At 64.4% G+C, this 21,457-nt stretch carries 26 protein-coding genes; 16 read left to right on the forward strand and 10 right to left on the reverse strand.

Annotation, left to right across the window (positions count from 1 at the left end; genetic code table 11):
- Nucleotides 1–113: 113 nt before the first annotated feature.
- On the reverse strand, nt 114–1,493 hold the full coding sequence (locus CH296_RS06440; RefSeq protein WP_094684280.1) for a rhodanese-like domain-containing protein: 1,380 nt from the start codon (nt 1,491–1,493) through the stop codon (nt 114–116).
- A gap of 129 nt (nt 1,494–1,622) precedes the next feature.
- Here CH296_RS06440 and CH296_RS06445 point away from each other — a divergent pair, with 129 nt between their 5' ends.
- From CH296_RS06445 to CH296_RS06475, 8 genes are all read left to right on the forward strand, one after another.
- On the forward strand, nt 1,623–2,396 hold the full coding sequence (locus CH296_RS06445) for a sulfite exporter TauE/SafE family protein (protein WP_094684281.1): 774 nt from the start codon (nt 1,623–1,625) through the stop codon (nt 2,394–2,396).
- A 128-nt stretch (nt 2,397–2,524) separates the two neighbouring features.
- On the forward strand, nt 2,525–2,683 hold the full coding sequence (locus tag CH296_RS28845) for a hypothetical protein (RefSeq protein WP_176459108.1): 159 nt from the start codon (nt 2,525–2,527) through the stop codon (nt 2,681–2,683).
- Nucleotides 2,677–3,561 (forward strand): universal stress protein, encoded by an 885-nt coding sequence (locus tag CH296_RS06450; protein ID WP_094630244.1) that lies wholly within the window; start codon nt 2,677–2,679, stop codon nt 3,559–3,561. The genes CH296_RS28845 and CH296_RS06450 overlap by 7 nt, the downstream gene beginning before the upstream one ends.
- Nucleotides 3,562–3,679: 118 nt before the next feature.
- Nucleotides 3,680–4,276, forward strand: coding sequence for a hypothetical protein (locus tag CH296_RS06455; RefSeq protein WP_094684282.1), 597 nt, complete (start codon nt 3,680–3,682; stop codon nt 4,274–4,276).
- Between the two features lie 163 nt (nt 4,277–4,439).
- The gene (locus CH296_RS06460; RefSeq protein ID WP_094630242.1) at nt 4,440–4,640 is read left to right on the forward strand and encodes a hypothetical protein; all 201 of its coding nucleotides are present in this window, start codon (nt 4,440–4,442) and stop codon (nt 4,638–4,640) included.
- A gap of 15 nt (nt 4,641–4,655) precedes the next feature.
- Nucleotides 4,656–5,783 carry a cation:proton antiporter gene (locus CH296_RS06465; RefSeq protein ID WP_094657344.1) on the forward strand — a complete coding sequence of 376 codons (1,128 nt, stop codon included), beginning with the start codon at nt 4,656–4,658 and terminating at the stop codon, nt 5,781–5,783.
- A gap of 106 nt (nt 5,784–5,889) precedes the next feature.
- On the forward strand, nt 5,890–6,198 hold the full coding sequence (locus tag CH296_RS06470) for a WhiB family transcriptional regulator (RefSeq protein WP_094630240.1): 309 nt from the start codon (nt 5,890–5,892) through the stop codon (nt 6,196–6,198).
- Nucleotides 6,199–6,318: 120 nt separating this feature from the next.
- On the forward strand, nt 6,319–6,537 hold the full coding sequence (locus tag CH296_RS06475; protein ID WP_045196967.1) for an ANTAR domain-containing protein: 219 nt from the start codon (nt 6,319–6,321) through the stop codon (nt 6,535–6,537).
- 143 nt (nt 6,538–6,680) lie between these two features.
- Here the strand turns inward: CH296_RS06475 and CH296_RS06480 are convergent, their stop codons facing one another.
- Nucleotides 6,681–7,895, reverse strand: coding sequence for an EAL domain-containing protein (locus CH296_RS06480; RefSeq protein ID WP_094630238.1), 1,215 nt, complete (start codon nt 7,893–7,895; stop codon nt 6,681–6,683).
- Nucleotides 7,896–8,338: 443 nt separating this feature from the next.
- Between CH296_RS06480 and praA the strand changes: the two genes are divergently transcribed.
- Both praA and CH296_RS06490 read left to right on the forward strand, forming a co-directional pair.
- Nucleotides 8,339–8,848, forward strand: a complete 510-nt coding sequence (gene praA / locus CH296_RS06485; RefSeq protein WP_032396127.1) for an alkane oxidation protein activator PraA — start codon at nt 8,339–8,341, stop codon at nt 8,846–8,848.
- Between the two features lie 49 nt (nt 8,849–8,897).
- On the forward strand, nt 8,898–9,614 hold the full coding sequence (locus tag CH296_RS06490) for a hypothetical protein (RefSeq protein ID WP_094684283.1): 717 nt from the start codon (nt 8,898–8,900) through the stop codon (nt 9,612–9,614).
- Between the two features lie 63 nt (nt 9,615–9,677).
- Here CH296_RS06490 and CH296_RS06495 read toward each other — a convergent pair whose 3' ends face one another.
- From CH296_RS06495 to CH296_RS06515, 5 genes are all read right to left on the reverse strand, one after another.
- On the reverse strand, nt 9,678–10,787 hold the full coding sequence (locus CH296_RS06495; protein ID WP_094684284.1) for a GGDEF domain-containing protein: 1,110 nt from the start codon (nt 10,785–10,787) through the stop codon (nt 9,678–9,680).
- A 97-nt stretch (nt 10,788–10,884) separates the two neighbouring features.
- Nucleotides 10,885–11,103 carry a hypothetical protein gene (locus CH296_RS06500; RefSeq protein WP_032396392.1) on the reverse strand — a complete coding sequence of 73 codons (219 nt, stop codon included), beginning with the start codon at nt 11,101–11,103 and terminating at the stop codon, nt 10,885–10,887.
- A gap of 398 nt (nt 11,104–11,501) precedes the next feature.
- The gene (locus CH296_RS06505) at nt 11,502–11,918 is read right to left on the reverse strand and encodes a hypothetical protein (protein WP_032396129.1); all 417 of its coding nucleotides are present in this window, start codon (nt 11,916–11,918) and stop codon (nt 11,502–11,504) included.
- A gap of 98 nt (nt 11,919–12,016) precedes the next feature.
- Nucleotides 12,017–12,685, reverse strand: a complete 669-nt coding sequence (locus CH296_RS06510) for a GDSL-type esterase/lipase family protein (protein ID WP_179275693.1) — start codon at nt 12,683–12,685, stop codon at nt 12,017–12,019.
- Between the two features lie 34 nt (nt 12,686–12,719).
- Complete coding sequence (locus tag CH296_RS06515) at nt 12,720–14,549, reverse strand: DUF4012 domain-containing protein (RefSeq protein WP_256980353.1); 1,830 nt, start codon at nt 14,547–14,549, stop codon at nt 12,720–12,722.
- Between the two features lie 456 nt (nt 14,550–15,005).
- Here CH296_RS06515 and CH296_RS06520 point away from each other — a divergent pair, with 456 nt between their 5' ends.
- The 5 genes from CH296_RS06520 to CH296_RS06540 are packed head-to-tail and all read left to right on the forward strand — an operon-like array spanning nt 15,006 to nt 18,399.
- Complete coding sequence (locus CH296_RS06520) at nt 15,006–16,229, forward strand: alkane 1-monooxygenase (protein ID WP_045200419.1); 1,224 nt, start codon at nt 15,006–15,008, stop codon at nt 16,227–16,229.
- On the forward strand, nt 16,229–16,393 hold the full coding sequence (locus CH296_RS06525) for a rubredoxin (RefSeq protein WP_032396131.1): 165 nt from the start codon (nt 16,229–16,231) through the stop codon (nt 16,391–16,393). The genes CH296_RS06520 and CH296_RS06525 overlap by 1 nt, the downstream gene beginning before the upstream one ends.
- Nucleotides 16,390–16,563, forward strand: a complete 174-nt coding sequence (locus CH296_RS06530) for a rubredoxin (protein WP_032396132.1) — start codon at nt 16,390–16,392, stop codon at nt 16,561–16,563. The genes CH296_RS06525 and CH296_RS06530 overlap by 4 nt, the downstream gene beginning before the upstream one ends.
- The gene (locus tag CH296_RS06535; protein ID WP_094684285.1) at nt 16,560–17,768 is read left to right on the forward strand and encodes an NAD(P)/FAD-dependent oxidoreductase; all 1,209 of its coding nucleotides are present in this window, start codon (nt 16,560–16,562) and stop codon (nt 17,766–17,768) included. Before CH296_RS06530 ends, CH296_RS06535 begins: the two co-directional genes overlap by 4 nt.
- Before the next feature lie 10 nt (nt 17,769–17,778).
- On the forward strand, nt 17,779–18,399 hold the full coding sequence (locus tag CH296_RS06540; RefSeq protein WP_045200423.1) for a TetR family transcriptional regulator: 621 nt from the start codon (nt 17,779–17,781) through the stop codon (nt 18,397–18,399).
- Between the two features lie 175 nt (nt 18,400–18,574).
- On the opposite strand, the gene CH296_RS29470 is transcribed toward CH296_RS06540, so the two are convergent.
- A complete protein-coding gene (locus CH296_RS29470) occupies nt 18,575–18,700 on the reverse strand; it encodes a hypothetical protein (RefSeq protein ID WP_256980354.1) in 126 nt (41 codons plus the stop codon).
- 61 nt (nt 18,701–18,761) lie between these two features.
- Between CH296_RS29470 and CH296_RS06545 the strand changes: the two genes are divergently transcribed.
- Nucleotides 18,762–20,225: a PLP-dependent aminotransferase family protein gene (locus CH296_RS06545; protein ID WP_094684286.1), complete on the forward strand. Its 1,464-nt coding sequence runs from the start codon at nt 18,762–18,764 to the stop codon at nt 20,223–20,225.
- Nucleotides 20,226–20,353: 128 nt separating this feature from the next.
- Here CH296_RS06545 and CH296_RS06550 read toward each other — a convergent pair whose 3' ends face one another.
- Both CH296_RS06550 and CH296_RS06555 read right to left on the reverse strand, forming a co-directional pair.
- Nucleotides 20,354–20,803 (reverse strand): YdeI/OmpD-associated family protein, encoded by a 450-nt coding sequence (locus CH296_RS06550; RefSeq protein ID WP_094684287.1) that lies wholly within the window; start codon nt 20,801–20,803, stop codon nt 20,354–20,356.
- Between the two features lie 112 nt (nt 20,804–20,915).
- The gene (locus tag CH296_RS06555; RefSeq protein ID WP_094684288.1) at nt 20,916–21,383 is read right to left on the reverse strand and encodes an SRPBCC family protein; all 468 of its coding nucleotides are present in this window, start codon (nt 21,381–21,383) and stop codon (nt 20,916–20,918) included.
- Nucleotides 21,384–21,457: the final 74 nt, after the last annotated feature.

Raw genomic sequence — 21,457 nt, forward strand, 5'->3', positions numbered from 1 at the left:
TACGCATGACGGAGTCGACATGTCTGCCGCAACCGCCCCAGCCGGTCTTGTGGCATTTCTTGCAGGTGACGGGATAACACATGAGAATCCTCCTGGTACGAGTCGGTCGAAAGTCAGGCCGGGACGTGGGCGTCGGCCCAGGCGTTGTAACCGCCCAGCAGATCCGAGACGTTCTCGAATCCCTGAGCGCGCAGCAGCGACGCCGCCACGCTCGAGCGCCATCCTCCGGCGCAGTGCATCACGATAGGTTTACCGGTCGGCACCTGGTCGAGGCGAGTTCGCAACTGCGCCAGCGGGATCGGGATCACTCCCGGTATCGTGCCGAAGTCGCGCTCACCCGGGTTGCGAATGTCGATGAGCGTCACCTCGTCCGCGGCGAGCATCACATCGAGCTGCTCGACCGTGGTGCGCGGTGCCGTCTCGACCAATGTCGCCAGCTCGGCTGGAAACGCACCGTCACTGCCGATTCCGAGGTATCCGGTCACGTTGTCGGATCCGATTCGGGCCAACCGCAGTGCTGCCTCCTGCTCTTCGCCCGGATAGGCGATCAGCACGATGCGACCACCGACCTCCGCGACCATGCCGCCGGTCTCGGCGAAGCGACCGTCGAACCCCACGTTGATCGATCCGCGCAGATGACCGGCAGCGAAATCGTCCACACTTCGTGCGTCGAGCACTCGTGTGCCGGAAACCAGCTCGGCCCTCACGGCCTCGGGTGTCAGCGCAGGGATGATGCGGCCAGGAGACAGCAGTGGGTGCACCTGCTTGTTCATGGCTGCGTCGGCGGAGAAGTACGACGGTGCCGCCGGTTGGCCGTCGGTGACGAGCGCAACGAAAGCGTTTTCGGTCATCGGCTGCACCGACGGGTTGCTCGCGCGCTGCTCACCGATGGTGGAGGTGAGCTCGGTGGAGAGGTTCTTTCCACACGACGAGCCGGCACCGTGAGCGGGCATGACGACGACGTCGTCGGGCAGCGTCAGCAGCTTGTCGTGGATCGTCGAATACATCGCACGGGCCAGGTCCGTGGTCGAGCCGTCCCCGAGATTCACCAGGTCCGGTCGTCCGACATCGCCGATGAAGAGGGAGTCACCGGTGAGCACGGCCGTAGGGGTGGCCCCGGGATGCTCGCGAACCAGCACCGAGATCGACTCCCACGTGTGACCGGGAGTGGACAGGATCTCGAGTTCGACGTCGCCGAGGGACAACCGCTCCCCGTCTCGCAGTCGCCGGATCGGATAGTCGGTCTCGGCAGCCTCGCCGAAGCCGATCCAGGCACCGGTCGCGTCGACCAGTTCGAGGTGGCCCGAGACGAAATCCGCGTGGAAGTGAGTGTTGACGACCCCTTCGATGACGAGTCCGTACTTCTCGGCGTCGTCGAGATACTCCGCGATGTCGCGACGCGGATCGACGACGATCGCGCGCCCCGTCCTCTGATCTCCGATCAGATACGAAGCGTGGGAAAGACATTCGAGGTAGTACTGCTCGAGGATCATGGATTCCTCCGTCTGAGACGTCTCCGGGCGAGTTTCGCGAGGTGGTAGACACAGTGTGTAATACCCCCTAGGGTATGTCAAGTACCCCCTGGGGTATACCGTGGCACCAAGGATTGGAGTGAACACACGATGACATTGGGGCTGGCGCTCGGATTCGGCGCTGTGATCGGAATTCTCCTCGGCCTACTCGGTGGAGGCGGATCCATTCTTGCGGTCCCGGTGTTGGTGTTCGCCCTTGGCCTCGGCGTGGAGGAAGCGATCCCCGTCTCGCTGATCGTCGTCGGCACCGCCTCGGCGGTGGGAGTGATACCGAAGCTGCGAGCACGCCGCGTCGAATGGCGACTGGCGGCGGTGTTCGCTGCGACCGGCATTCCAGCGACCTTCGCCGGCAGCGCACTCGGCCGGTTGCTTCCCGAGAGGATCCTGCTGCTCGGCTTCGCCGCCGTGATGGTTGCCGCAGGAGCCCGGATGCTCGCCGAGCGAGGAGATACAGGAACAGCCTGCGTGACATCGGCATCGGGCATCAACTGGAGACACTGCGCTCCACGTTCGATTCCGGCAGGCCTTGCTGTCGGATTCATGACCGGGCTGTTCGGCGTCGGAGGCGGCTTCCTCATCATTCCGGTGCTGGTGCTGATGCTCGGGATAGAGATGTCGGTCGCGGTCGGCACCTCGTTGGTCATCATCGTCGCCAACTCCGTCGCCGGTCTGTTCTCACATCTGAGCGGCACGACCATCGACTGGTCGATCACCCTTGCGTTCGCAGGCACCGCAATTGTCGGCTCCCTCCTGGCCGCGCACTTCGGAATGCGGGTCGATACCGCACGGCTGCAACGCCTGTTCGCCTACCTGGTGTTCGCAGTGGCCGGGTACGTCGTCGTCGACGCGGCCTTCCTGAGCTGATCTCGCTATTGTCCGGCCCCATGTCGGGCCGGAACCGTGGGTCGAAAGGCTCTATACCGCACGAGCCGCGCCGGGCACCCTCGAGGCAGGAGCACTCCGTCTCCGGGACCGCGAGGTAGCCGATCTTCATGACCATCACCGACGCAGGACCGACCACTCGGCTGGTGAACGACGAATCGACGTCGCTTGCCTCGATGCTCGCCGCGAGGTTCCCCGATCTGACCCCCACAGTCGTCGCGGCCGAGATTCGCCGCACCCTGCCGCCCATGGCAGAGCGATCATGGTGAGCGCGGAGCCGCGACCCCAGCCCACCCGAACCCCGGTCGCTCCCGGCTTCTGGGCGAAGAAAGACTGGGGTGACATCGTCGTCGCGCTCGACGGCACCCCGACGTCCCGCGACGCACTGTCCTGGGCAGCGGGTCTGGCCTCGGTCACCGGGGCACGCATTCGGCTCGTGCACGCACTCACACCCCGCGAATCGACCCGGTCGTTGGAGCGACTGCACGGTCGACGCCTTCTTCGATCGGCTCGCCGTGAACTCGTCGGTCTCGATCCCCGCATCGCAATCGATTCGATTCTGACGGACGACCCGATCGCCCCCGTTCTCGGCGCGCTGTCGCACACCGCCGACCTGATTGTCATCGGAGGCCGTGAATCGGGTCCGATCCGCGATGTGCTGTTCGGCCGCAACGCAACTCGTATCGTTGCAGAATCGACGTGCCCCGTCCTGGTGTGGCGCCCCCAGCACGCAGACCTCACGCCGACCTCTCCGGTTGTCGTCGGCGTGGATCACTCGGACTCCTGCACCCGGGCGATCGAGGCGGCCTTCTGGTTCGCCGATGCGCTCGAAGTCCCCCTCACCGCGCTGCACGTCGGATCGCCCCACAGTAGGCCCGTCACGAACGACATCGAGCTGCAACAGATCCGAGGGCTGGAGTGGCTGGAAGGTCGCGTCGATGCTGCTGCGTCCGCGCATTCCACCGTAGACGTGCATCTGCACCTGCTCGACGCATCGGCGCAGCACGAGCTACGACGCGCATCGGCTACCGCACACCTTCTCGTGATCGGCAGCCGCACCCACGGACCACGGACGGGTCCGCGTACCGGGTCGGTCGGACAGTCTCTCGTGCACGCATCGTGCTGTCCGATTCTCGTGGTGCGTTGAGCCCTCGATCAGCCGACGACCCCCGCCTCATCGGGACCTTGTGCCCTTACGGATCCACTGCTCGACGCCGGACACTCGTAGGAGACGAATGCACTTCGGGTGGGAGTAGGTGGCGGCCATGTTCTCGAAACTCGCGCACCGATCGTGGCGACACAGTCCATGGATTTCCAATCCACTGATGCGGCTGCCGGGCAGGATCGAACGAGCGGCAGTCGCCGTCGGGATCGCGGTGCTTCTGTTGCTCATCCCTGTGGCAGCGACGATCGGTTCGGTGACCTACAGCGACCTGTCGCTGCGCTCGCAACAGCAACGCGCAGAATATGTTCGAGTCGACGCCCGTGTCATCGACGCCACGAAATCCGCTCGGTCCGATACCGACGGCGTGACGACCGTGGCCGGTACCGCGACCGTGCAGTGGAGCGCGCCGGACGGCTCGCTGCGCTCCGGGGCAACCGACGTACCGTCGGCATTGCGAGTCGGTGACACGACTCCGATCTGGCGTGATGCGGACGGGAATCTGGTGCGCGCTCCCGACACTGCTGCCGGTGCCGTCGTCAACGGAGCTGCCACGGCCGTGTTCGTATGGTTCCTCGGTGCCCTCGTCATCGGCGGTCTGGTCTATCTCACCACCAAAGCCGGCGAACGTTCACGAATGCGGCAGTGGGACAGAGATTGGCAACACTTTCTACAGGCCCGCGACCATCGCTCGCGGTAGCGCCGTCGAAGCCCGGCGACGCGGCCGGTCACCACGAGGAGGGCCGAGCGTCCTCGAAAAAAGGCCTTTGTGCCGATGGCACATCGCGTGTGTAGTCGTACGCTCAGGACCGTCGTCCTTGAACTCGTCGACACGAAGCTCCCACGTTCGAGGAGGCGATGACATGATCGGTACCGGCACCGAATTCTGTTCCGCGAGTGCGGACTACGAGCGTGCGCTCATGTGCAGCCCGTTGGCTGCACAATTACGCGTGGTCGATCTTCGAATACAGGTGATGATGGACGAGCAGGGCGCGCTGCACCCTCGCGACCTCGTGGCGTCGGCGCTGCCGTCGAGTCGACGACCCCTTCTGAACTCTGCTTGAGGTCGGAGCGGGCGTATGACCTTCGAGACGCTCGCCCTGTGTGCCGCAGTGGGATTGCTCGGCCCACTGCTGGCGCTTCCGCGCGGGCTTCGGATACCCGTCGTCGTCGGCGAACTCGTCGCCGGAATTGCTCTCGGCCACACAGGCTTCGGCATCGTCGACCCCAGCGAGCAGACGCTGAGCTTCCTGGCACAGGTGGGGTTTGCGCTCGTCATGTTCGTGGCCGGCAGTCAGATACCGATTCGCGACCCGCGACTGCGCATCGGTCTCGGGGTCGGTACTGCGCGGGCGGTGACCGTCGGGCTGCTGGCAACCGTGCTCGGCTGGGCCGTCTCCGCCGCGTTCGATCCACCTCACCTCGGCCTGTACGCGGTGTTGATGGCATCGTCCTCGGCCGCTGTCATCATGCCGATCGTCGAGTCCACCACGATGACCGCACCCGGTCTGATGGCCCTCCTGCCGCAGATCGCGCTGGCGGACGCGGTCTGTATCGTCGCGCTGCCTCTCGTGATCGATCCACGGCAGGCCGGTCCCGCCGCACTCGGATCGGCGACGGTCCTGATCGCCGCCGCCGTGATCTTTGTCGTCCTGCGCCACTTCGACGCCTCGGGACTGCGCCGTCGCGTGCATCATGTGTCTGCCCAACGCAAACTCGCGCTCGAACTGCGCCTCAACCTGATTCTGCTGTTCGGCCTCGCGGCCCTCGCGGTCCACACCCACGCATCGGTGATGCTGGCCGGCTTCGGCTTCGGGCTGGCCGTCGCTGCCATCGGAGAACCGCGACGACTTGCGAAACAACTGTTTGCCATCACCGAAGGTTTTCTGGGGCCACTGTATTTCGTCTGGCTCGGTGCATCCCTCGATCTGCGCGCCCTCGGCAGTCACCCGAACATGATCGCGCTGGGGCTCGTGTTGGGATTGGGAGCCATCGCCGCGCACGGTGCGATGCGTCTGACGGGCCAGCCCGCCGGGCTCGGGATACTCGCGGCAGCCCAGATGGGAGTTCCGGTCTCGGCCGTGACACTCGGCACGCAGAGCGGCGTGCTGGCTCCCGGGGAGGGCCCTGCCATCGTGCTCGGTGCACTGATGACCATCGCGGCGGCGGCCGCCGCATCGCGGGTCGCCGCTCGTCGTCCGGCCTGACCCCGGCGGGCCTGCGGCGGCGCAAGGCATTTGGGTGTTTCGAGTTGATCAGGACGGGGAACAGAGGTCGTGGAACGATCGGCACGACGCGAAACGGATCACGACGATGACGGATGACCAGGTCTGGCGCCTCAAGGGTGCGTGCATCGACGACATGGATGCATACGACTCGCAGCAACTTCCCCGCCACGGACGTAAGCGAGCAGAGCGGGCGTGGCGTCTGTGCGCTGACTGCCCGGTGCTGCGTGAGTGCGCCGAGCAGACGGCTCGCGACATCGAGTCGGGTCGCATTCCGGTGGGAGTGGTCGTCGCCGGTGCCGCGTATCACGACAACGCGAGCAACGGTCGGCGTACCGACGCGTACCGGACGCTCGAATTCCTCATCGGGCGGCCACTTTCCAACCCTGCAGCCTGATCACGGCGCGGTAACGGAACGCTACGAACAAGGTCACGGCGACAACTCTCTTCGACGCGTTTTCGGCGCGTCATCCAGTGTCTGACCTGCGGCGTTCCAACTCGGGTGACAATAGTGCGCATGGATGCAGGGGAGTCTTCTCACGTCGGCGAGCCGAGTGATGTGCAGAAGGCTCTCGACAAGCGCGCACCCATCGAACAGGCCAAGGGCATCCTGATGGCCATGCATCGCATCGGCCCGGAGGCTGCGTTCGACATGCTCATCGAGCAGTCTCAGCGCTCCAATCGCAAGCTGCGCGAAGTGGCACTCGACCATATTCGGTGGGCCACAGCCCGGTGAAGAAAGAAGATGGCCTCGCACGCTGTGTTTTCAACGTGCGAGGCCTAGGCGATGGAGTAGTCCGGACTACACAATCGCTTGTGTGCCGTATGCCCTGACGCGGCCACCCGAAACATAGCCGGTCGGGAGCTCGGCAGAAGTGCTCAGAAGCGCGCCAGAATTGCTCGGGCACAACGAACTACGGTCGCGCGGTCGTAGGACATCACGTAATCGAACTGACGGTCGGCGTCCACCTCACCGCGATGTAGGTCGATTGCTGCCAGCACACCGCAGAAGTGCGGGCCGAGAACCACGACGTTCCACTCCTCGACGAGCGGATCCATCGGGTCGAGGGGCGCATGCACGATGCCGCCCTCTTGCACGTATCCCATGCCTACGCCGTAGACGCCGGCGTAGGAGATCTGCTCGGTCATCGACACCCAGCGGCTGCGGGTGGTCGGGGTGAAGTGTTCGGCGCGCTGAAAAGTACCGAGTACCAATGTCTCCGGCCCAGCAGCCGCGGCCTGCATCTCGAGCGAAGTGCTCATAGCCACCAGCAGTCGCTTGGTGCTGCGCGTTGCCGTCTTGCCTGCGGAGGCAATGGCGTACGGCGATTCGGCGGCGACGGTCGGCGTGCTCCAGGTCGGGAACGGAGGCATGACCTCGGCCGCGTCGGAAGGTAGCTCTTCCGTCGATTGCGCGGCCGGATACAGCTCTCCCACCCCGTAGGTGGCACCGAGTCCGAGTGCGCGGGTCCGATGCAGCGCACTGTCGACCCCGCTCGCCACGACCACGGCTCCGGTTCGTTCGACCTGAGCCGAGACGGCGTGAGCGGTACGCGCAGTCGACAGATCCGGGCGGCGGGAGACCATCGATTCGGCGAGGATGATCACGTCCGGCTCGATGAGAGGGAGAAGGGTCATCGACTGCGGCCGGCGCCCGACGTCGTCGACGGCCACCACTTTGCCTTCGCGTCGAGCTTTGTCGATTGCGGCGAGAGTGCGCGCCGGGCTGTCGACGAGAGCAGCCTCGGTGACGACCACGATGTCGCGGCGCAACTGTTCTTCGGTGGCTGCATCCAGGGCAGCGAGCGAGTCGACGTCCATGGACACGAGCATCGGCAGTCGCACCGATTGGTTGAGCCGGGCCACACCCCACGCGAGCGCGTCGAGCTCGCGCTTGGCGTCCATGGCCCTGGCTGCGCGCTTGAGCGCATCTGCCGATGCGAGGGGACCGTTCTCCGGGCCGCGCAGCTGCACTTCGATGGCTGCGAGCGCACCGTTGTCCAGCCGACAGACCGGGGCGAAATACGGCTGCACCGTCAACTCTCCCGTGTCCGTATCGACTGCAGATCCTGCTTCGGCCAGCGCGAACGTCACACCTCAGTTTGACACGAAAAAACGACCCCCGTCACGCGGGGGTGAACTGTAATTCCAAACCTGGTCGTGGTGTTTTCTTTCGCTCCGACCATGCTCGACGACGGAGATGTCACCGAGACGGTCACGACTGTCTCGTTTTGATAACTTTGTATAACGGAAAGATAACGCCAGACGGGGTGAAGGTCGGAGGAACGCCAGGCCCGGCCGAGGAGCGAAAATGGGACGAATGCCGGTGTTGCGCTGAACTTTCCGGGTAGCTGCCGAATTCAGTTACTACTGCGTACAACAAACATACCGACCGGATTGTGACTTCTCACAGAGTTGAAACAAACCATTTCCGACATATGTTTCGTCAACCTAACGTCCCTCCCGGCTGCCGAATCAACGGTGCCACCGGATGCCACGACCGGGTCCGGATCCGTCTTGGACTGGAGGATCGATCGATGACGCTCAACCCGCCGACCCGCTCTCGCACACTCGTCACCGCAGTCGCCGCTCTTGCCATCACCGGTGCGACAGTCGGTGCCGCCAGCGCCGGTGCCGCCACCATTTCCCCTGCTGGTACCGCGTTCACGGCGCCCGGCACGATCGTCGTGAGCACCCCGGCGTCGTTCGGTCTGCCGGTGAGCTGCTCCATCAACCTGAGCGGCACCACCAGCGCAGACGGCTCGTCGGCGACGATCACCGATGCCCAGATCAGCGGCTCCAACCGACTGTGTGGCCTGCCCCAGCTGAAGAACCTGCCCTGGACCCTCACTCCCACCAGCGCCACCACCGGGGAGGTGTCCAACGTGGCCTTCTCGCTGGTCGGATACAACTGTGGGCCCGCCACGTTGGCCGGGTCCTTCGACAACATGACGAACACGCTCACCGCGACGAACCAGCCGATGTCCGGCAACTGCACCGTCAACAGCCTGTCGGTCCAGCCCGACCCGGCCTTCACCCTGTCCTGATTCCCGTCCTACCTCGTTCCACATCGACCGTTCCCGAGAAGGAGAACACTTGAAGATCCGCAACAAGACTGTCGTCACCATGACGGCATTGGCATCGAGCATCGCCCTGGGCACGCTCGTCACCGCCCCGGCCAATGCCGCCGACACCCTTCCCATCACGTTTCAGGCAGATACGACGACGGTCATCGCCAAGACCGGCCAACCGGTGGTGTTTCCCACCACCGATCTCGCCACGGACGTCGATCTGGTCGGTGGCACGGTGACCGGGTCGCTCGAATTGCCGCAGGCATCGGCCGATCTGAAACTCGGTCCCGCGACGCTGGCGAACTTCACGATCTCGATCGTCGACGCGACCCCGGTGTCCGGCACCATCGTCCGCGGCGGACCGGACGAGGAACCGACGTTGGATCTCGACGTCGCGCAGAGCTTCAAGATTCGCATCGATTCGGTGAAGCCGTTGGGCATCGACACCGGGTCGGCCGGATCGGCTGCAGTCGACCTGATCCCGGCGGGTAGCAACTGCGTCACCGCCGAGACCACCGCCAACCTGTCCGGTTCGCTCGATGCCATCGACCTGATCCAGAACAACCAGGCCGATGCACACGTCAAGGGGACGTACACGATTCCGCAGTTCCAGAACTGTGGCGCGTTCACGTCGGTGCTGAATGCGATCATCGCCGGTCCCGGCAACACTCTCGACGTGCATCTGACCGATCCGGTCTTCGATGTCGGCACCCGGTCCGCGATTGCGGCAGAGGTGGCGTAGCGGTTCACACCTCGATCGGCGGCGTCGACCGGTTCCGTCGCGGAACGCGGTCGACGCCGTCGTTCAGTGCCGTTCGTCGACCGGATGGACGGACGGCTCCCCGTCGTCGTACACCGCGACGCGGTTGCCGCCGATCCGTTTGGCCCGGTACATGGCTCGATCGGCCCGGCTGAGCAACACATCGACGTCCTCCGCGACACCCCGCGCGTCGACAACCGCATGCGCGACGCCTATCGACGCCGTGAGCGGGGAACGGTCGGTCGACTCGCTCAAACGGCTGCGCAATTCCTCGGATCTGTCGATCACCGTGTCGACTTCGGCGAGGCACACGATCGCGAATTCTTCGCCGCCGAGTCGCACCGTCACTGCCGGTGTCGGGAAGAGTTCGAGGATTCGGCTCGCGGCCAGACGAATGACGGCGTCTCCGTGCTTGTGACCGAATCGATCGTTCACTGCTTTGAAGTTGTCGATGTCGATCACCACGGCGGCCAGTTCCGCATCCGCACCGGAACGAAGGTCGAGGTTGCCGATCGCCGCGTCGAAGCCCCGTCGGTTCTGCATTCCGGTGAGCGGGTCGTAGAACGCGCCGGTGGCATCGCGGCGCAGCAGCATCAGGAAGGAATGGCAGATCAGCGGTGCCGAGAACATCACCAGGATCAGCATCACGAGATAGAGATTGGTCTGCAAGCGACGTTCGGGGTCGTTCACCATGGCCGAGGTGTAGAGCGCGGCGACGGTGACAAACGCGAAGAGATGGTGAGCGGTGAACAGCTTGGGGCCGTGAAAGCCAACGACGTAGCTGCCCATCACGGTGAACAGCGCAGCCATCGGCAACATCTCGGACGGCTTGTCGACGGTCAGAAGAACTGCGGCGAGCACGATGTCGGCGTAGAGCACGAAGGTGACCGACATCGGCCAGGACGGCCAGCCTCCGATCAGCCAGGCCAACCCGAGGGGCAGCGTCGTCGCGACGGTGAACCACAGTGCCCATCGCGCAGCACCGCTGTCTCCGAGACCCGGGATGGTCAGGGCGATCGCCGCAGCGGCCGCGTAGAACCAGCAGAAGATTCCGATGAGAATTCTGGTGACGTGCAGTGCTTGTTGGGACCGTGCGTACGCAACGTTCCACCCGTAGTCGACCGGAAGCGACCACCATTGGCGAAGACTGTTCACAGATCGAGCAGCTTTCCTAGTGTCCCGACGAGGATGAACAAGTCAACCACAGACGAAACCACCCGGTCCGAGAAGTCGGGAACTTGCTCACACGGCCTTATCCGCGCATGCCGTCGGCCAATTCGAACACGCGACCTGCGTAGGTCACCACGAACGCATCGAGGGCCTGCTGAGACAGTTCGGGGCATCCGGCTCGGCGAAAGAAGTGCTCCAGATCCACCAGTCGATCCCCCAGCCCGACGCGTTGTCGATCCAGGGCCTCGAGCTCGACGACCAATGCCTTCAGTTCCTCGACCTTGCGCAGTACGTCGTCCATCGGATCACCGTCCACTTCACTGGGCCTTCTACGGACCGTCCACATTCGGGCGGCGGAGCCGGGCTTCCCTCCCGGCTCCGCCGATCTCGACTCTACTCTTTATCGAACACATGTGCGAACCAATTGCGACCGGACCTCGCTTTGTACCAGTCATCCTGTGCACAATCCGAGAATGTGACCTACAGTCTGTGACATGCTCCAGAAAAGGGGTCCGAACGAGGTTCGACCGCCGGGTTCGACCGATCCAATTCATATGGCGCTCTTAGCAATCCTCACGATTGCGATGATCGCTCTGGTCGTCGTTGCGATCCAACAGGGCCGCCTCTGATCACGCACCTCGGCGTTCATCGTCGACTGGATTTCGCGGCATTCCGCGTCGGTCGCCGCTTCACGAACGGTCAGGTCCGTACTTCGGGCACCATCGTCACGTGCGCGCCCGGATCCGCATCGAGTACCGCGGTCCGTATCGCGCGCAGATACGCGAGATAGGTCGGGTACCCCCGCAGTTGTCGCGGGCCGATGGGCACGAATGTGCCCGATGCCGGGTTGCAGACGAATTGCTCGATCTGCGAACGGGCTTGTGCACCATCGAAATCGGCGTCGACGGTGACGATGAACCGCATCACCGTTTCGCGTTTTCTCCCCAACCCGAGACGGTGCACTCCGAACCAGAGGCGGGTGCCGTCCGGTCCCAGATACTCGATACCCCATCGGCCGAAGCCACGTTCGGCGGTGTCGACGACCGTTCGGGCGAGATCCGCAACGGCCATCGTCGACGAGATTTCGATGCACGCGTCTTGACGACGTGTGATCATCCACTGCCAGCTTTCTGCGATTCCACCGAATACCTCCCCGACATTCGGTGCATATCGGGCGAATTTAGCAGCTCATCCGACATCCGGCACGACGACTGTTACGTCGCCCGAACTCCGACCACCGCGGCTACCTCCGCTGCCATCCGGGCAGCCGTCCTCGCAGTGGGGTGGACGCCGTCGAACGTGGCTCCGGGTCGGTCGAGCAGTGGCGCGAATTCTGCGACGGGTATGCCGCGCTCGGCGGCCAGTGCGCGAATGTCGTCGTTCAGGTCGTCTGCGCTGACCTTCCGCGACGACGGCACCGTGGCGATCACAACCGTGTCGATGTCGTGTGCCCGGTCCAGGATGGCGCGTAGGTTCTCGATGATCATGGGCAGCGGTACCGATCGGGCGAGGTCGTTGGTGCCGCCGTTGACGACGAGGATGTCCGGGTTCGCGGCCAGCGCTTCGTCGGTTCGGGCGAGGATCTGCGTCGTGGTCGCGCCGTTGATTCCCAAGTTGGCACCATCGGCGGCGGGAGCATCGTCTCCGCACACGAGGTACGAATACCACGACGTGTTGCCGTGAATTCCCCAGTCGACACGTGAATTGCCCTGGGCCATCGAGTCTCCCAGCGTCACCAACCGTGGTCCGGTGTCGTTGACGCTCCACCCGAAGCAGTGCGCGTTGTGGATCGTCAGCGCCGGCTTCCTCAGTGGTCCCGCCACGAGCGCGGCGGCGAGCGCCAACCCGAGTGCGCCGGCGATCCACAGTCGAGTTCTTCGCACGCCGGGGATTCTGCCCTAGGGGTGACGCGGGGAATCAGTTGCAGTCGGGGAAGTCCACTTCGGTGGGTGCCGGGACCGATTGCGGCTGAACCGGTGCCTGCGCCTCTCCGGCGACGGTCGGTTCGACGAGGTTGTACTCGATGGTCTTGGTCTGCCCCGGCTCGATGACGACCGGCACGTAGAACACGGGGTGGCCGCGCTCGGCAGCGGTCAGCAGAAACAGAGGAGTTCCGTTGATGGTGGCGTTCGTCAAGGTCGCGCCCTGAGTTGCGTACAGCGCGACCACCGATCGGTTGGTTCCCGGGGGTCCGTCGTATCGGGTGGAGTCGTTCTGTCTGCCGGCGATGTAGGTGGTGTAGTCCTGCAGCGCAGCGTTGTTGGTGATCTCGGCGACCACGCGGGTGGTCCGCGTCGGGCCGTCGCAGGACTGTGCGGAGTAGGTGACCTTGCGCTGCAGGTAGTAGTCGAGTTTGCCGCCTGCACCGTTGTTCACCACCACCGCGGCGTACGGGTCGGGGCTGTCGGGAACTTCGTGACCGATCCTGGTCGGTCCCAGGATCGCTTGCAGTGCCGGGTCCGCGCTCCACACGGCGATGTGGCCTTCACTGGTGGCCTTGCCGAGTGCTTCGAGCAGCGCGCTGGGCGATCCGATGTTGCCCTGCATCTTCGCGACCACTCGGGCGGCGATGTCCTGGAGATAGGCCTTGCGTGCGGTGTTGTCGTCCTCGAAGCGGAAGTATGCGTCGGACTGCGTGATCCGAACGACGTTCGATCCGTCGATCACCTCGCCGTCACCCATCGTGATGGGGCCGACGACATCGAGGATGTAGCCGAGGGCAACAGGGTCGGTGGCCAGGGCACCGTCCACACGTTCGCCGGTTTCCTGCTCCCACATCGACTGCCAGATCTGCCCGGCGTACGGGAAGTGCGGGCTGACGTTGCTGTTCTGCCAATTCTGCGTGGGCTGGAACCGACTCTCGTAGGTGTTGAAGAAGTCCGGACCGAGATCGATGGGGTCGTACGGAATTCGGAGCTCGGCGTTGCTGGCGAGCGAGTCGACCGCGACTTTGCCGTCGACAGCACGCACGATGCCGAATCCGCCTATCAGTCCACCGGTTCCACGAGATTCCGAGAGAGTCTGAAAGGCCATGAAGTAGTTGCGTGGACCGTCGGCACCGAGCATCGCGGGGAGCACCTTGGCGGCGATGTCGGTGTTGGTCAACAGGGTCGTCAGTTCGTGCGTCTGATCCTGCAGCTGAGTTCGAGCGTCGCCGACCTGAGCGACGAACTCCGGTTCCGCGATGGCCTGGGACTGCGAGTTCAGTACGTCCGCTGCGGCCGCGGCCTGTGACAGCGCGGGCGAGGCGGCGCGCAGAGCAGCGATGTCGATGGCACCGTCGGGCCCGCGCAGCTGACTCGGATCGAGTGTGGTCCCCACCTCGACCGACGGCGTCAGCACATCCACGGTCAGCCCGTTGACGACGTCCGTGATCTGCGAGACGACGTCCAGCGGTTGACCCACGTACGGAATCGCGGCAGCCGCCTGCCAGATCACCGAATCGGTGGCGTCCTTCGCCTGGGTCGAGGTGCGCACCGCGTCGTCCACGGAGGTCTCGGCCTTCTGCGTATCCCCTGCCAGCAGAGCAGTTTTCGCTGCCTGAGCGTAGCCCCGAGCCTGATCGAGGTACGTATAAGCGGTATTGGCCGTGTAGGCGAGCCAGGCACCGAGTCCGAGCGCAACGACGACGAAGACCCCGAAACCGAGCAGGATGCGTCGGCCGGTCCTCTTCTTGGAACGACGACGCCTGCGGCGACTACGAGAGCTGCGATGGTCGCCGTACGGGTAGTCGTTGTCGTAGCTCATGGCTGGATGGGTGCCCTTTCGTCGCGGCTAAGACTACAAACGACGTCCTCCCACCGCGACACGACGCTCGGGTCGGCTGCGCCGATATCGCACCGGCGCAGCCGTTCGAGGTCAGGAACCCAGAATTGCGCTCACTGCGGTGCTGCCGCTCTCGGCGCTTCCGCTGCCGATGAGCCCGAGGATGACGTCGACGATGATCTTGGCGATGAATGCGTCCATAGCTACTCCTGTTGTGAAGTACCCCCGACGGGATACAGACGGACCTGCGTGCGCTGCGACCGTTTGTTACCGGCCACAACGAATCGGAAGGTAGCAGCTGAATCTGTCCGAACGGTGGCTCTATGGTCGCGGCCACAGAGCCGGAACATTTGTACAAATCTCGAAATTTGTCTACCGGAATGACAAATTCGGTGTATTGTCCAATCCATAGTGATCGGCCTTACACGAGGAGTGACGATGACCGCATCGAATGTCGACAACCAGGCGCAGACGCCGGTTGCCGAATGGCACGACCGAAAGCGTTACCTCTGGCTGATGGGGTTGATCCCGCCCACAGCGGTGTTCGTGGCCACCGGCTTGGTCTGGGCCTTCAACCAGCTCGGCTGGAACGCCGTGTCCCCGGTCTGGTGGTGGATCGGCGCGCTGCTCGTCTACGGGTTGCTCCCGATCCTCGACCGGTTCTTCGGTCCCGACGGCGACAACCCACCCGACGAGGTGATGAAGGCGCTCGAAGAAGACAAGTACTACCGCTACTGCACGTACGCCTACATTCCGTTCCAGTTGGCGAGCTTGGTGTTCGCCTGCTACCTCTGGTCGGCCGACAACCTGTCCTGGCTCGGAATCGACGGTGGACTGGGACTGGCCTCGAAGATCGGTCTGGCCATCAGCATCGGTGTGATGGGCGGCGTCGGTATCAACACTGCGCACGAGCTCGGCCACAAGAAGGACAGTCTGGAGCGCTGGCTGTCGAAAATCACGCTGGCACAGACGTTCTACGGCCACTTCTACATCGAACACAACCGCGGCCACCATGTTCGCGTCGCCACTCCCGAGGATCCGGCGAGCTCGAAGTTCGGTGAGAGCTTCTGGGCCTTCCTCCCTCGTAGCGTCTGGGGCAGCCTGAAGTCGTCCTGGGAGCTCGAGAAGACGCGCATGGAGCGATTGGGCAAGAGCACGTGGAGCATTCGGAACGATGTACTGAACGCGTGGCTGATGTCCGTTGTTCTCTACGCGGTGCTCGTCGCGGTGTTCGGTCCGATCGTGCTGCCGTTCCTGGTGATTCAGGCGATCTACGGCTTTTCGTTGCTGGAAACGGTCAACTACCTCGAGCACTACGGCCTGCAGCGGCAGAAGAAGGAGAACGGCCGCTACGAGCGATGCACCCCCGAGCACAGCTGGAACTCCGATCACATCGTGACCAACATCTTTTTGTATCACCTTCAGCGACACAGTGATCACCATGCCAACCCCACCCGCCGCTACCAGACTCTGCGCAGCATGGACGGGGCACCGAACCTGCCGAGCGGATACGCGAGCATGATCTCGCTGGCGTACTTCCCGCCCGTGTGGCGCAAGGTGATGGACCACCGCGTTCTCGACCACTACGACGGCGACATCACGAAGGTCAACATCCAGCCGTCCAAGCGGGAGAAGATCCTCGCCGCGCACGGAGCCAAGTGATGGCCGCCTTCGAGTGCCCGGTGTGCGAGTTCGTCTACGACGAGACCAACGGCGCTCCGCGCGAGGGCTTTCCGGCCGGCACAGCATGGTCCGACGTACCCGACGACTGGCCCTGCCCCGATTGCGGTGTCCGCGAGAAAATCGACTTCAGGAGTAAGGCATGAAGCTCTACCGCTGCGTTCAGTGTGGATTCGAGTACGACGAGGAACTGGGGTGGCCCGAGGACGGGATCGAACCCGGCACTCGCTGGGACGACATTCCCGACGACTGGTCGTGCCCCGATTGTGGCGCTGCCAAGGTCGATTTCGAGATGGTCGAGGTCGAGCGCGGGTGAGTGCGTCCGTTCCGCACGCGATCGCGATCATCGGTTCGGGTGCAACCGGGTACACCGCGGCCAAAGCCCTACGCGCCGAGGGTTTCACCGGGTCCATCACGATGGTCGGGAGTGAACGGGCTGCGCCGTACCGCCGACCGACGGTGTCCAAGGAGTTGCTGACCGGAAGCAAGTCGATCGAGCAAGTGCAGCTCGGCTCGGCGATCGACGGTGTCGACGTGCGCTCGGGTGTCACGGCTGTCGGCCTCACCGATTCGACTGTGCTGCTCGACGACGGCGACCCGGTTCCGTACGACGCGCTGCTCCTGGCAACCGGCTCTCGGGCCCGGCAACTCGATCTTCCGGGCCACGTGTTCACCCTCCGAGGTGTCGCCGATGTCGAGCCCTTGCACGCCGACATTCTGCGCACCCGATCACTGTTGGTGATCGGCGGCGGACTGATCGGATGCGAGGCGGCCGCGGCTGCTCGGTCCCTGGGAGCCGAGGTGACGGTGCTCGAGGCCGCATCGGCACCGCTCAACCGGATCGCTCCGGCCGCGATCTCGCAGATGTACGTCGCCCTGCACGCAGACAACGGAATCGCGTTCCACACCGACGTCGCCGTCACCGACCTCGCCGAGCAACGTGACGGAACACTTCTCGTGACCGCAGCGGACGGTCGTTCGTGGTCCGCCGGCACCGTGCTGGTCTCCGTAGGCTCGGTGCCCAACGTCGAACTCGGAGCAGACATGGGCCTCGAGATCGGATCGGGGATTCTGGTCGACGCGGGGATGCGGACCTCGACACCGAACATCTACGCTGCGGGCGACGTGGCAGAGGTACCCAACACGATCCTCGGTGGGACGTATCGGAGTGAGCACTGGAACGGCGCACTGGATCAGGCCACCCGGGCTGCCCGCTCGATGATCGGCGTGGATCCCGGCAGTCTCGACGTCCCGTGGGGCTGGTCCACCCAACACGGCGTCAACCTTCAGTTCGCCGGGTGGACCGGTGCGACCGACGAGTACGTGGTGGCTCGCGGCTCTGTTGCCGACCGCCGCTTCACCGCATGCGCGCTGCGTGACGGCCGGCTCGTCGGGGCCATCGGCGTGGGGTTCCCGAAGGACATCAGGCAGATCAGATCCTTCATCGCCAGCGGAGATCCCATCGATCGGGATCTCCTCGGAGAGGATTGGCTGGATCGACCACATGCGGTCGTTCGATAGAGTCGTGTTCATGCCCGCAGCCGAACAGACGTCGACCCCCGGTCGATACCGTGAAGCCGCGTCCAGTCTTGCGCGCGATACCGCGCTCGATGCGTTGCGTGAGTTGTTGAACGAGCGCAACTGGCGCAACGTCACGATGAGCCACATCGCCAAGGCAGCAGGGCTGAGCAGACAGAGCCTCTACAACGAGTTCGGTTCACGACGCGGCGTCGCGCAGGGGTACGCCATCAGATTGACCGACCTCTTCGTCGCGATGTGCGAAACGGCGCTGTATCAACACGAGAACGACGCATCGGCTGCTCTGCGCCAAGGCTTCTCGTCGTTCTTCCAGTTGAGTGCGCTCGATCCCCTGGTGCGATCGCTGCACGGTGGCGACGCACCCGAAGATCTGCTCCGGCTGATCACCACCGACAGTGCCGTACTCATCGAGCGTGCGGGAGACCGTCTGGCCGAGACGTTCCAACGCGGGTGGGTGGGCGCGAGCCCGCGTCAGGCAGACGTCATCAGTCGGGCAATCGTGCGTCTGGCATTGAGCTACATCCCCGAGCCGCCACCCGATATCGCCTCCGCAGCAGATGATTTTGCACTACTGCTGACTCCGTACGTCGATTCCATCACCGCCGGGCGCTGACCCGACCTCCACGGCTCTCCCCAGCCCCAAGTCCCGCCGCCCCCTGATCCCGCTCCCCCCCCCGGATTTCGCAAACGCGCGCGCGTTCGCCAGGTGCGCGCGAAACAGGCCCGGATTGGTGGCAAGACCGCACGCGTCTGACGAATGCGCGCGCGTTTGTCGAGGCGCAGCCGACTCAGTCGACGTCGATTCGACTACGCGGCGGCCCGGCGGGCGCGCTTCTTCCACCCTCGCGCAGTGCGACCACAGTCCACCCTGCGCCCACCATGGACAGGACCAATACAGCTCCAATTGCGATCATGAACCAACAATGGACTGCTTTCGGCCGAAAATGTGCAGTCCAGTGTGCAAGAGTGGCATGCATGGACTCGTACGACGCGACCGCGATCTCGGCCCCGGAATTGGCCGCACGGATCGACCCATCGACGTTGCGCAACCGATCCGGTGGCCCCCTCTACCTCGAGATCGCCGACGAGTTGCGTCGCCTCATCGAGAGCGGTGAGGTGTCGGCTCAGACGCGGCTGCCAGCCGAGCGCGCGCTGTCGATCAGTTTGGACGTCAGTCGGGTGACGGTTGCGTCGGCCTATCGTCATCTTCGGGAGAGCGGCTGGATCAGCGCCCAGCGAGGCTCGGGTACCTATGTTTCCCCGACGGGTTCGCTACCGTCCTGGGGATCGCTGGCCGGCGACCGGGAGACTGCCAATTTGGAGTTCGTCAACGCGTCCCCCTCGGCCTCGCCTCTGTTGTCCGATGCGTACGGCGTTGCGGCAGAGAAGATTCGAGACCGTTTCTCCCTGGGTGGCTACGCTCCGTCCGGTTTGTTCGAGCTCCGCGAAGCCATTGCCGCGTACTACCGAGCGCGTGGAGTACCGACCACGGCCGACAACGTTCTCGTCACCTCCGGTGCCACCGACGCCATCCACGCGGTGTTGGCCACGTTCACCGAGCCCGGTGCCCGGGTGCTGGTGGAGCACCCGACGTACCCGGGTGTCGTCGAACTCGTTCATTCACTGGGCGGGCGCTGCATCCCGGTTCCCATCGACCCGGACGACACCGATGAATTCGTGACATCGGCAGATCGAGCCACTCGACAGAGCGCTCCGACGCTAGCGTATTTCATGCCCGACTTCTCCAATCCGTCCGGCGCGCGGCTGCCCCTCCGAACGCGCCGACAACTGTCTGCCACCATGCACCGCCACGCGGTGCTGACGATCGTCGACGAGGTCGCAGCTGATCTGTCTCTCGACGGGTCGCCCGACATCGAACCGTTCGGAGCCGCAACTCCGGATGTTGCGACGGTGACGATCGGGTCGACGAGCAAGACGGTGTGGGGAGGGCTGCGAGTCGGCTGGGTTCGAGCCGAAGCAGGTCTGCTGACGAGAATCGCCGCAACCTATGCGCGACGACAACTTTCGGTGTCCGTCATCGATCAGCTGGCTGCGGTCGAGTTGATGGGCAAGTACGACGAGGTTCGTCGGGTGCGCGCGGAGGCATCGAGAGTTGCTCGTGACCACACCGTCGCAGTGATGCGTGACCAGTTGCCGGATTGGCACTTTCGAATTCCCGACGGCGGATTGGCCCTGTGGTGTTCCCTACCCGACGGCATCCGATCCAGTGCGCTGGTCGCGGAAGCTCATGCTCACGGCCTGTTGCTGGCACCCGGACTGCGCTTCGGAACGGGCTACGCCTTCGACGATCGTCAACGCATTCCTTTCACGCGGTCATTGCCCGAAATCACCTCGGCTGTAGAGATTCTCGCTCGCCTGTCGTCACAGGACACCCCGGCGCCGGCCGTGGCGTCGAGCACGCCTGCTGCGGTGGTGTGAGCCCCGACGTCGATCGCAAACGCGCGCGCGTTTGCGAAACGCGCGCGATTTGGTCACCTGTTCGCTAGCGGAATCGCGCGCATCTGACGAATGCGCGCGCGTTTGCGACGTCGCCGGGCCGGCAGCACTCAGGGCCGGAGGGACTGGACGATTGCCGTGACACGCCGCTCGCGAGTGTCGTCGCGTTTTGCGTCGGCGACGGATCGGGCGTGCTCTTTGCGCGTCGACGGTGCCAGCGCATCGAACGCTGCTCGCACAGCGGGGTCCGCGTCCAAGGCTGCCGCCAGTGCCGGCGGCACCTCGATCACCTGCGGCTGGTCGTCCAACTCGATGGTCACGTCGACGGTGTCGCCGGCCTCCACGCCGAGTGTGGCGCGAACACTCTTGTTGAGCCCGAGCAGATTCTCGCCGCCCATCCGGCCGATGCGACCACGCACCGTCTGACCACCGATCGTGAACCGAACCGGCGGAGTTTTGGTGGAACCGAGGGACGCAACCTGTTCGTCCGTGAGCACAATGGCCGCTGCCGGGCCTCGTGATTCGAGGACCGTGGACACCCGCAGAACCGTTGCTGCCATGCGGACAGGCTATCGGTCACGGGTGCGCTCAGTGTCCACAATTCGCGTCGAAAGGCGGGATTCCGTCACAGGCCTCGAATAGTGGACAGTCAGCGCACCTGGCCGACAGTAATCAAGCCCCGGCTTCCACGATTCGCTTGATTGCCGCCAGGGTGCGCGGGATACCGTCGAGTGCCGCCTGGCTACGAGTGTCGATTTCCTGCTGCGCGTCGTCGCCGAACTTGCGGTGGAAGTGGGCGATGCCGCCGGGCAGGAAGTTCCAGTTCTCGGTCAGGCGTGTGCCACCGTCCACCGATTCGAGGGTGTAGCCCCAGCGGACGAAGTTGTCACCCACCACCCACGCGAACTCACGACCGGGTTCGGCTGCAGCCACTGTCGACACGGTCTCCCACGTGCGTCCCGGCACCACGTTGCGGCCGGTGAAGGTCGATCCGACGCCACCGCCGTCGGCCTCGTTCCACCAGCATTCCTGGCAGATCGGGCTCCATTCGCCTGTTCGGGTGATGTCGGAGACGACGGCGTACACGTCGTCGACCGACGCAGCGACGACGACGGAATCGGAGAACTCGAGTGCAGTCATCTCACCATTGTCCCTCCACGTACAACGAAGCTGTGAGCAGAGTCGCTGCCCACAGCAGAAGCACTGGAGTGCAA

The organism is Rhodococcus sp. 14-2496-1d (assembly GCF_002259365.1).
In the GTDB taxonomy this organism is placed as follows: Bacteria; Actinomycetota; Actinomycetes; order Mycobacteriales; family Mycobacteriaceae; genus Rhodococcoides.

Excerpts from the sequence above, each read along its gene's own strand:
- CH296_RS06440 (WP_094684280.1), bottom strand. The coding sequence starts at position 1,493 with ATGATCCTCGAGCAGTACTACCTCGAATGTCTTTCCCACGCTTCGTAT.
- CH296_RS06445 (WP_094684281.1), top strand. The coding sequence starts at position 1,623 with ATGACATTGGGGCTGGCGCTCGGATTCGGCGCTGTGATCGGAATTCTC.
- CH296_RS28845 (WP_176459108.1), top strand. The coding sequence starts at position 2,525 with ATGACCATCACCGACGCAGGACCGACCACTCGGCTGGTGAACGACGAA.
- CH296_RS06450 (WP_094630244.1), top strand. The coding sequence starts at position 2,677 with ATGGTGAGCGCGGAGCCGCGACCCCAGCCCACCCGAACCCCGGTCGCT.
- CH296_RS06455 (WP_094684282.1), top strand. The coding sequence starts at position 3,680 with ATGTTCTCGAAACTCGCGCACCGATCGTGGCGACACAGTCCATGGATT.
- CH296_RS06460 (WP_094630242.1), top strand. The coding sequence starts at position 4,440 with ATGATCGGTACCGGCACCGAATTCTGTTCCGCGAGTGCGGACTACGAG.
- CH296_RS06465 (WP_094657344.1), top strand. The coding sequence starts at position 4,656 with ATGACCTTCGAGACGCTCGCCCTGTGTGCCGCAGTGGGATTGCTCGGC.
- CH296_RS06470 (WP_094630240.1), top strand. The coding sequence starts at position 5,890 with ATGACGGATGACCAGGTCTGGCGCCTCAAGGGTGCGTGCATCGACGAC.
- CH296_RS06475 (WP_045196967.1), top strand. The coding sequence starts at position 6,319 with ATGGATGCAGGGGAGTCTTCTCACGTCGGCGAGCCGAGTGATGTGCAG.
- praA (WP_032396127.1), top strand. The coding sequence starts at position 8,339 with ATGACGCTCAACCCGCCGACCCGCTCTCGCACACTCGTCACCGCAGTC.
- CH296_RS06500 (WP_032396392.1), bottom strand. The coding sequence starts at position 11,103 with ATGGACGACGTACTGCGCAAGGTCGAGGAACTGAAGGCATTGGTCGTC.
- CH296_RS06505 (WP_032396129.1), bottom strand. The coding sequence starts at position 11,918 with ATGATCACACGTCGTCAAGACGCGTGCATCGAAATCTCGTCGACGATG.
- CH296_RS06515 (WP_256980353.1), bottom strand. The coding sequence starts at position 14,549 with ATGAGCTACGACAACGACTACCCGTACGGCGACCATCGCAGCTCTCGT.
- CH296_RS06520 (WP_045200419.1), top strand. The coding sequence starts at position 15,006 with ATGACCGCATCGAATGTCGACAACCAGGCGCAGACGCCGGTTGCCGAA.
- CH296_RS06525 (WP_032396131.1), top strand. The coding sequence starts at position 16,229 with ATGGCCGCCTTCGAGTGCCCGGTGTGCGAGTTCGTCTACGACGAGACC.
- CH296_RS06530 (WP_032396132.1), top strand. The coding sequence starts at position 16,390 with ATGAAGCTCTACCGCTGCGTTCAGTGTGGATTCGAGTACGACGAGGAA.
- CH296_RS06540 (WP_045200423.1), top strand. The coding sequence starts at position 17,779 with ATGCCCGCAGCCGAACAGACGTCGACCCCCGGTCGATACCGTGAAGCC.
- CH296_RS29470 (WP_256980354.1), bottom strand. The coding sequence starts at position 18,700 with ATGATCGCAATTGGAGCTGTATTGGTCCTGTCCATGGTGGGCGCAGGG.
- CH296_RS06545 (WP_094684286.1), top strand. The coding sequence starts at position 18,762 with ATGGACTCGTACGACGCGACCGCGATCTCGGCCCCGGAATTGGCCGCA.
- CH296_RS06550 (WP_094684287.1), bottom strand. The coding sequence starts at position 20,803 with ATGGCAGCAACGGTTCTGCGGGTGTCCACGGTCCTCGAATCACGAGGC.
- CH296_RS06555 (WP_094684288.1), bottom strand. The coding sequence starts at position 21,383 with ATGACTGCACTCGAGTTCTCCGATTCCGTCGTCGTCGCTGCGTCGGTC.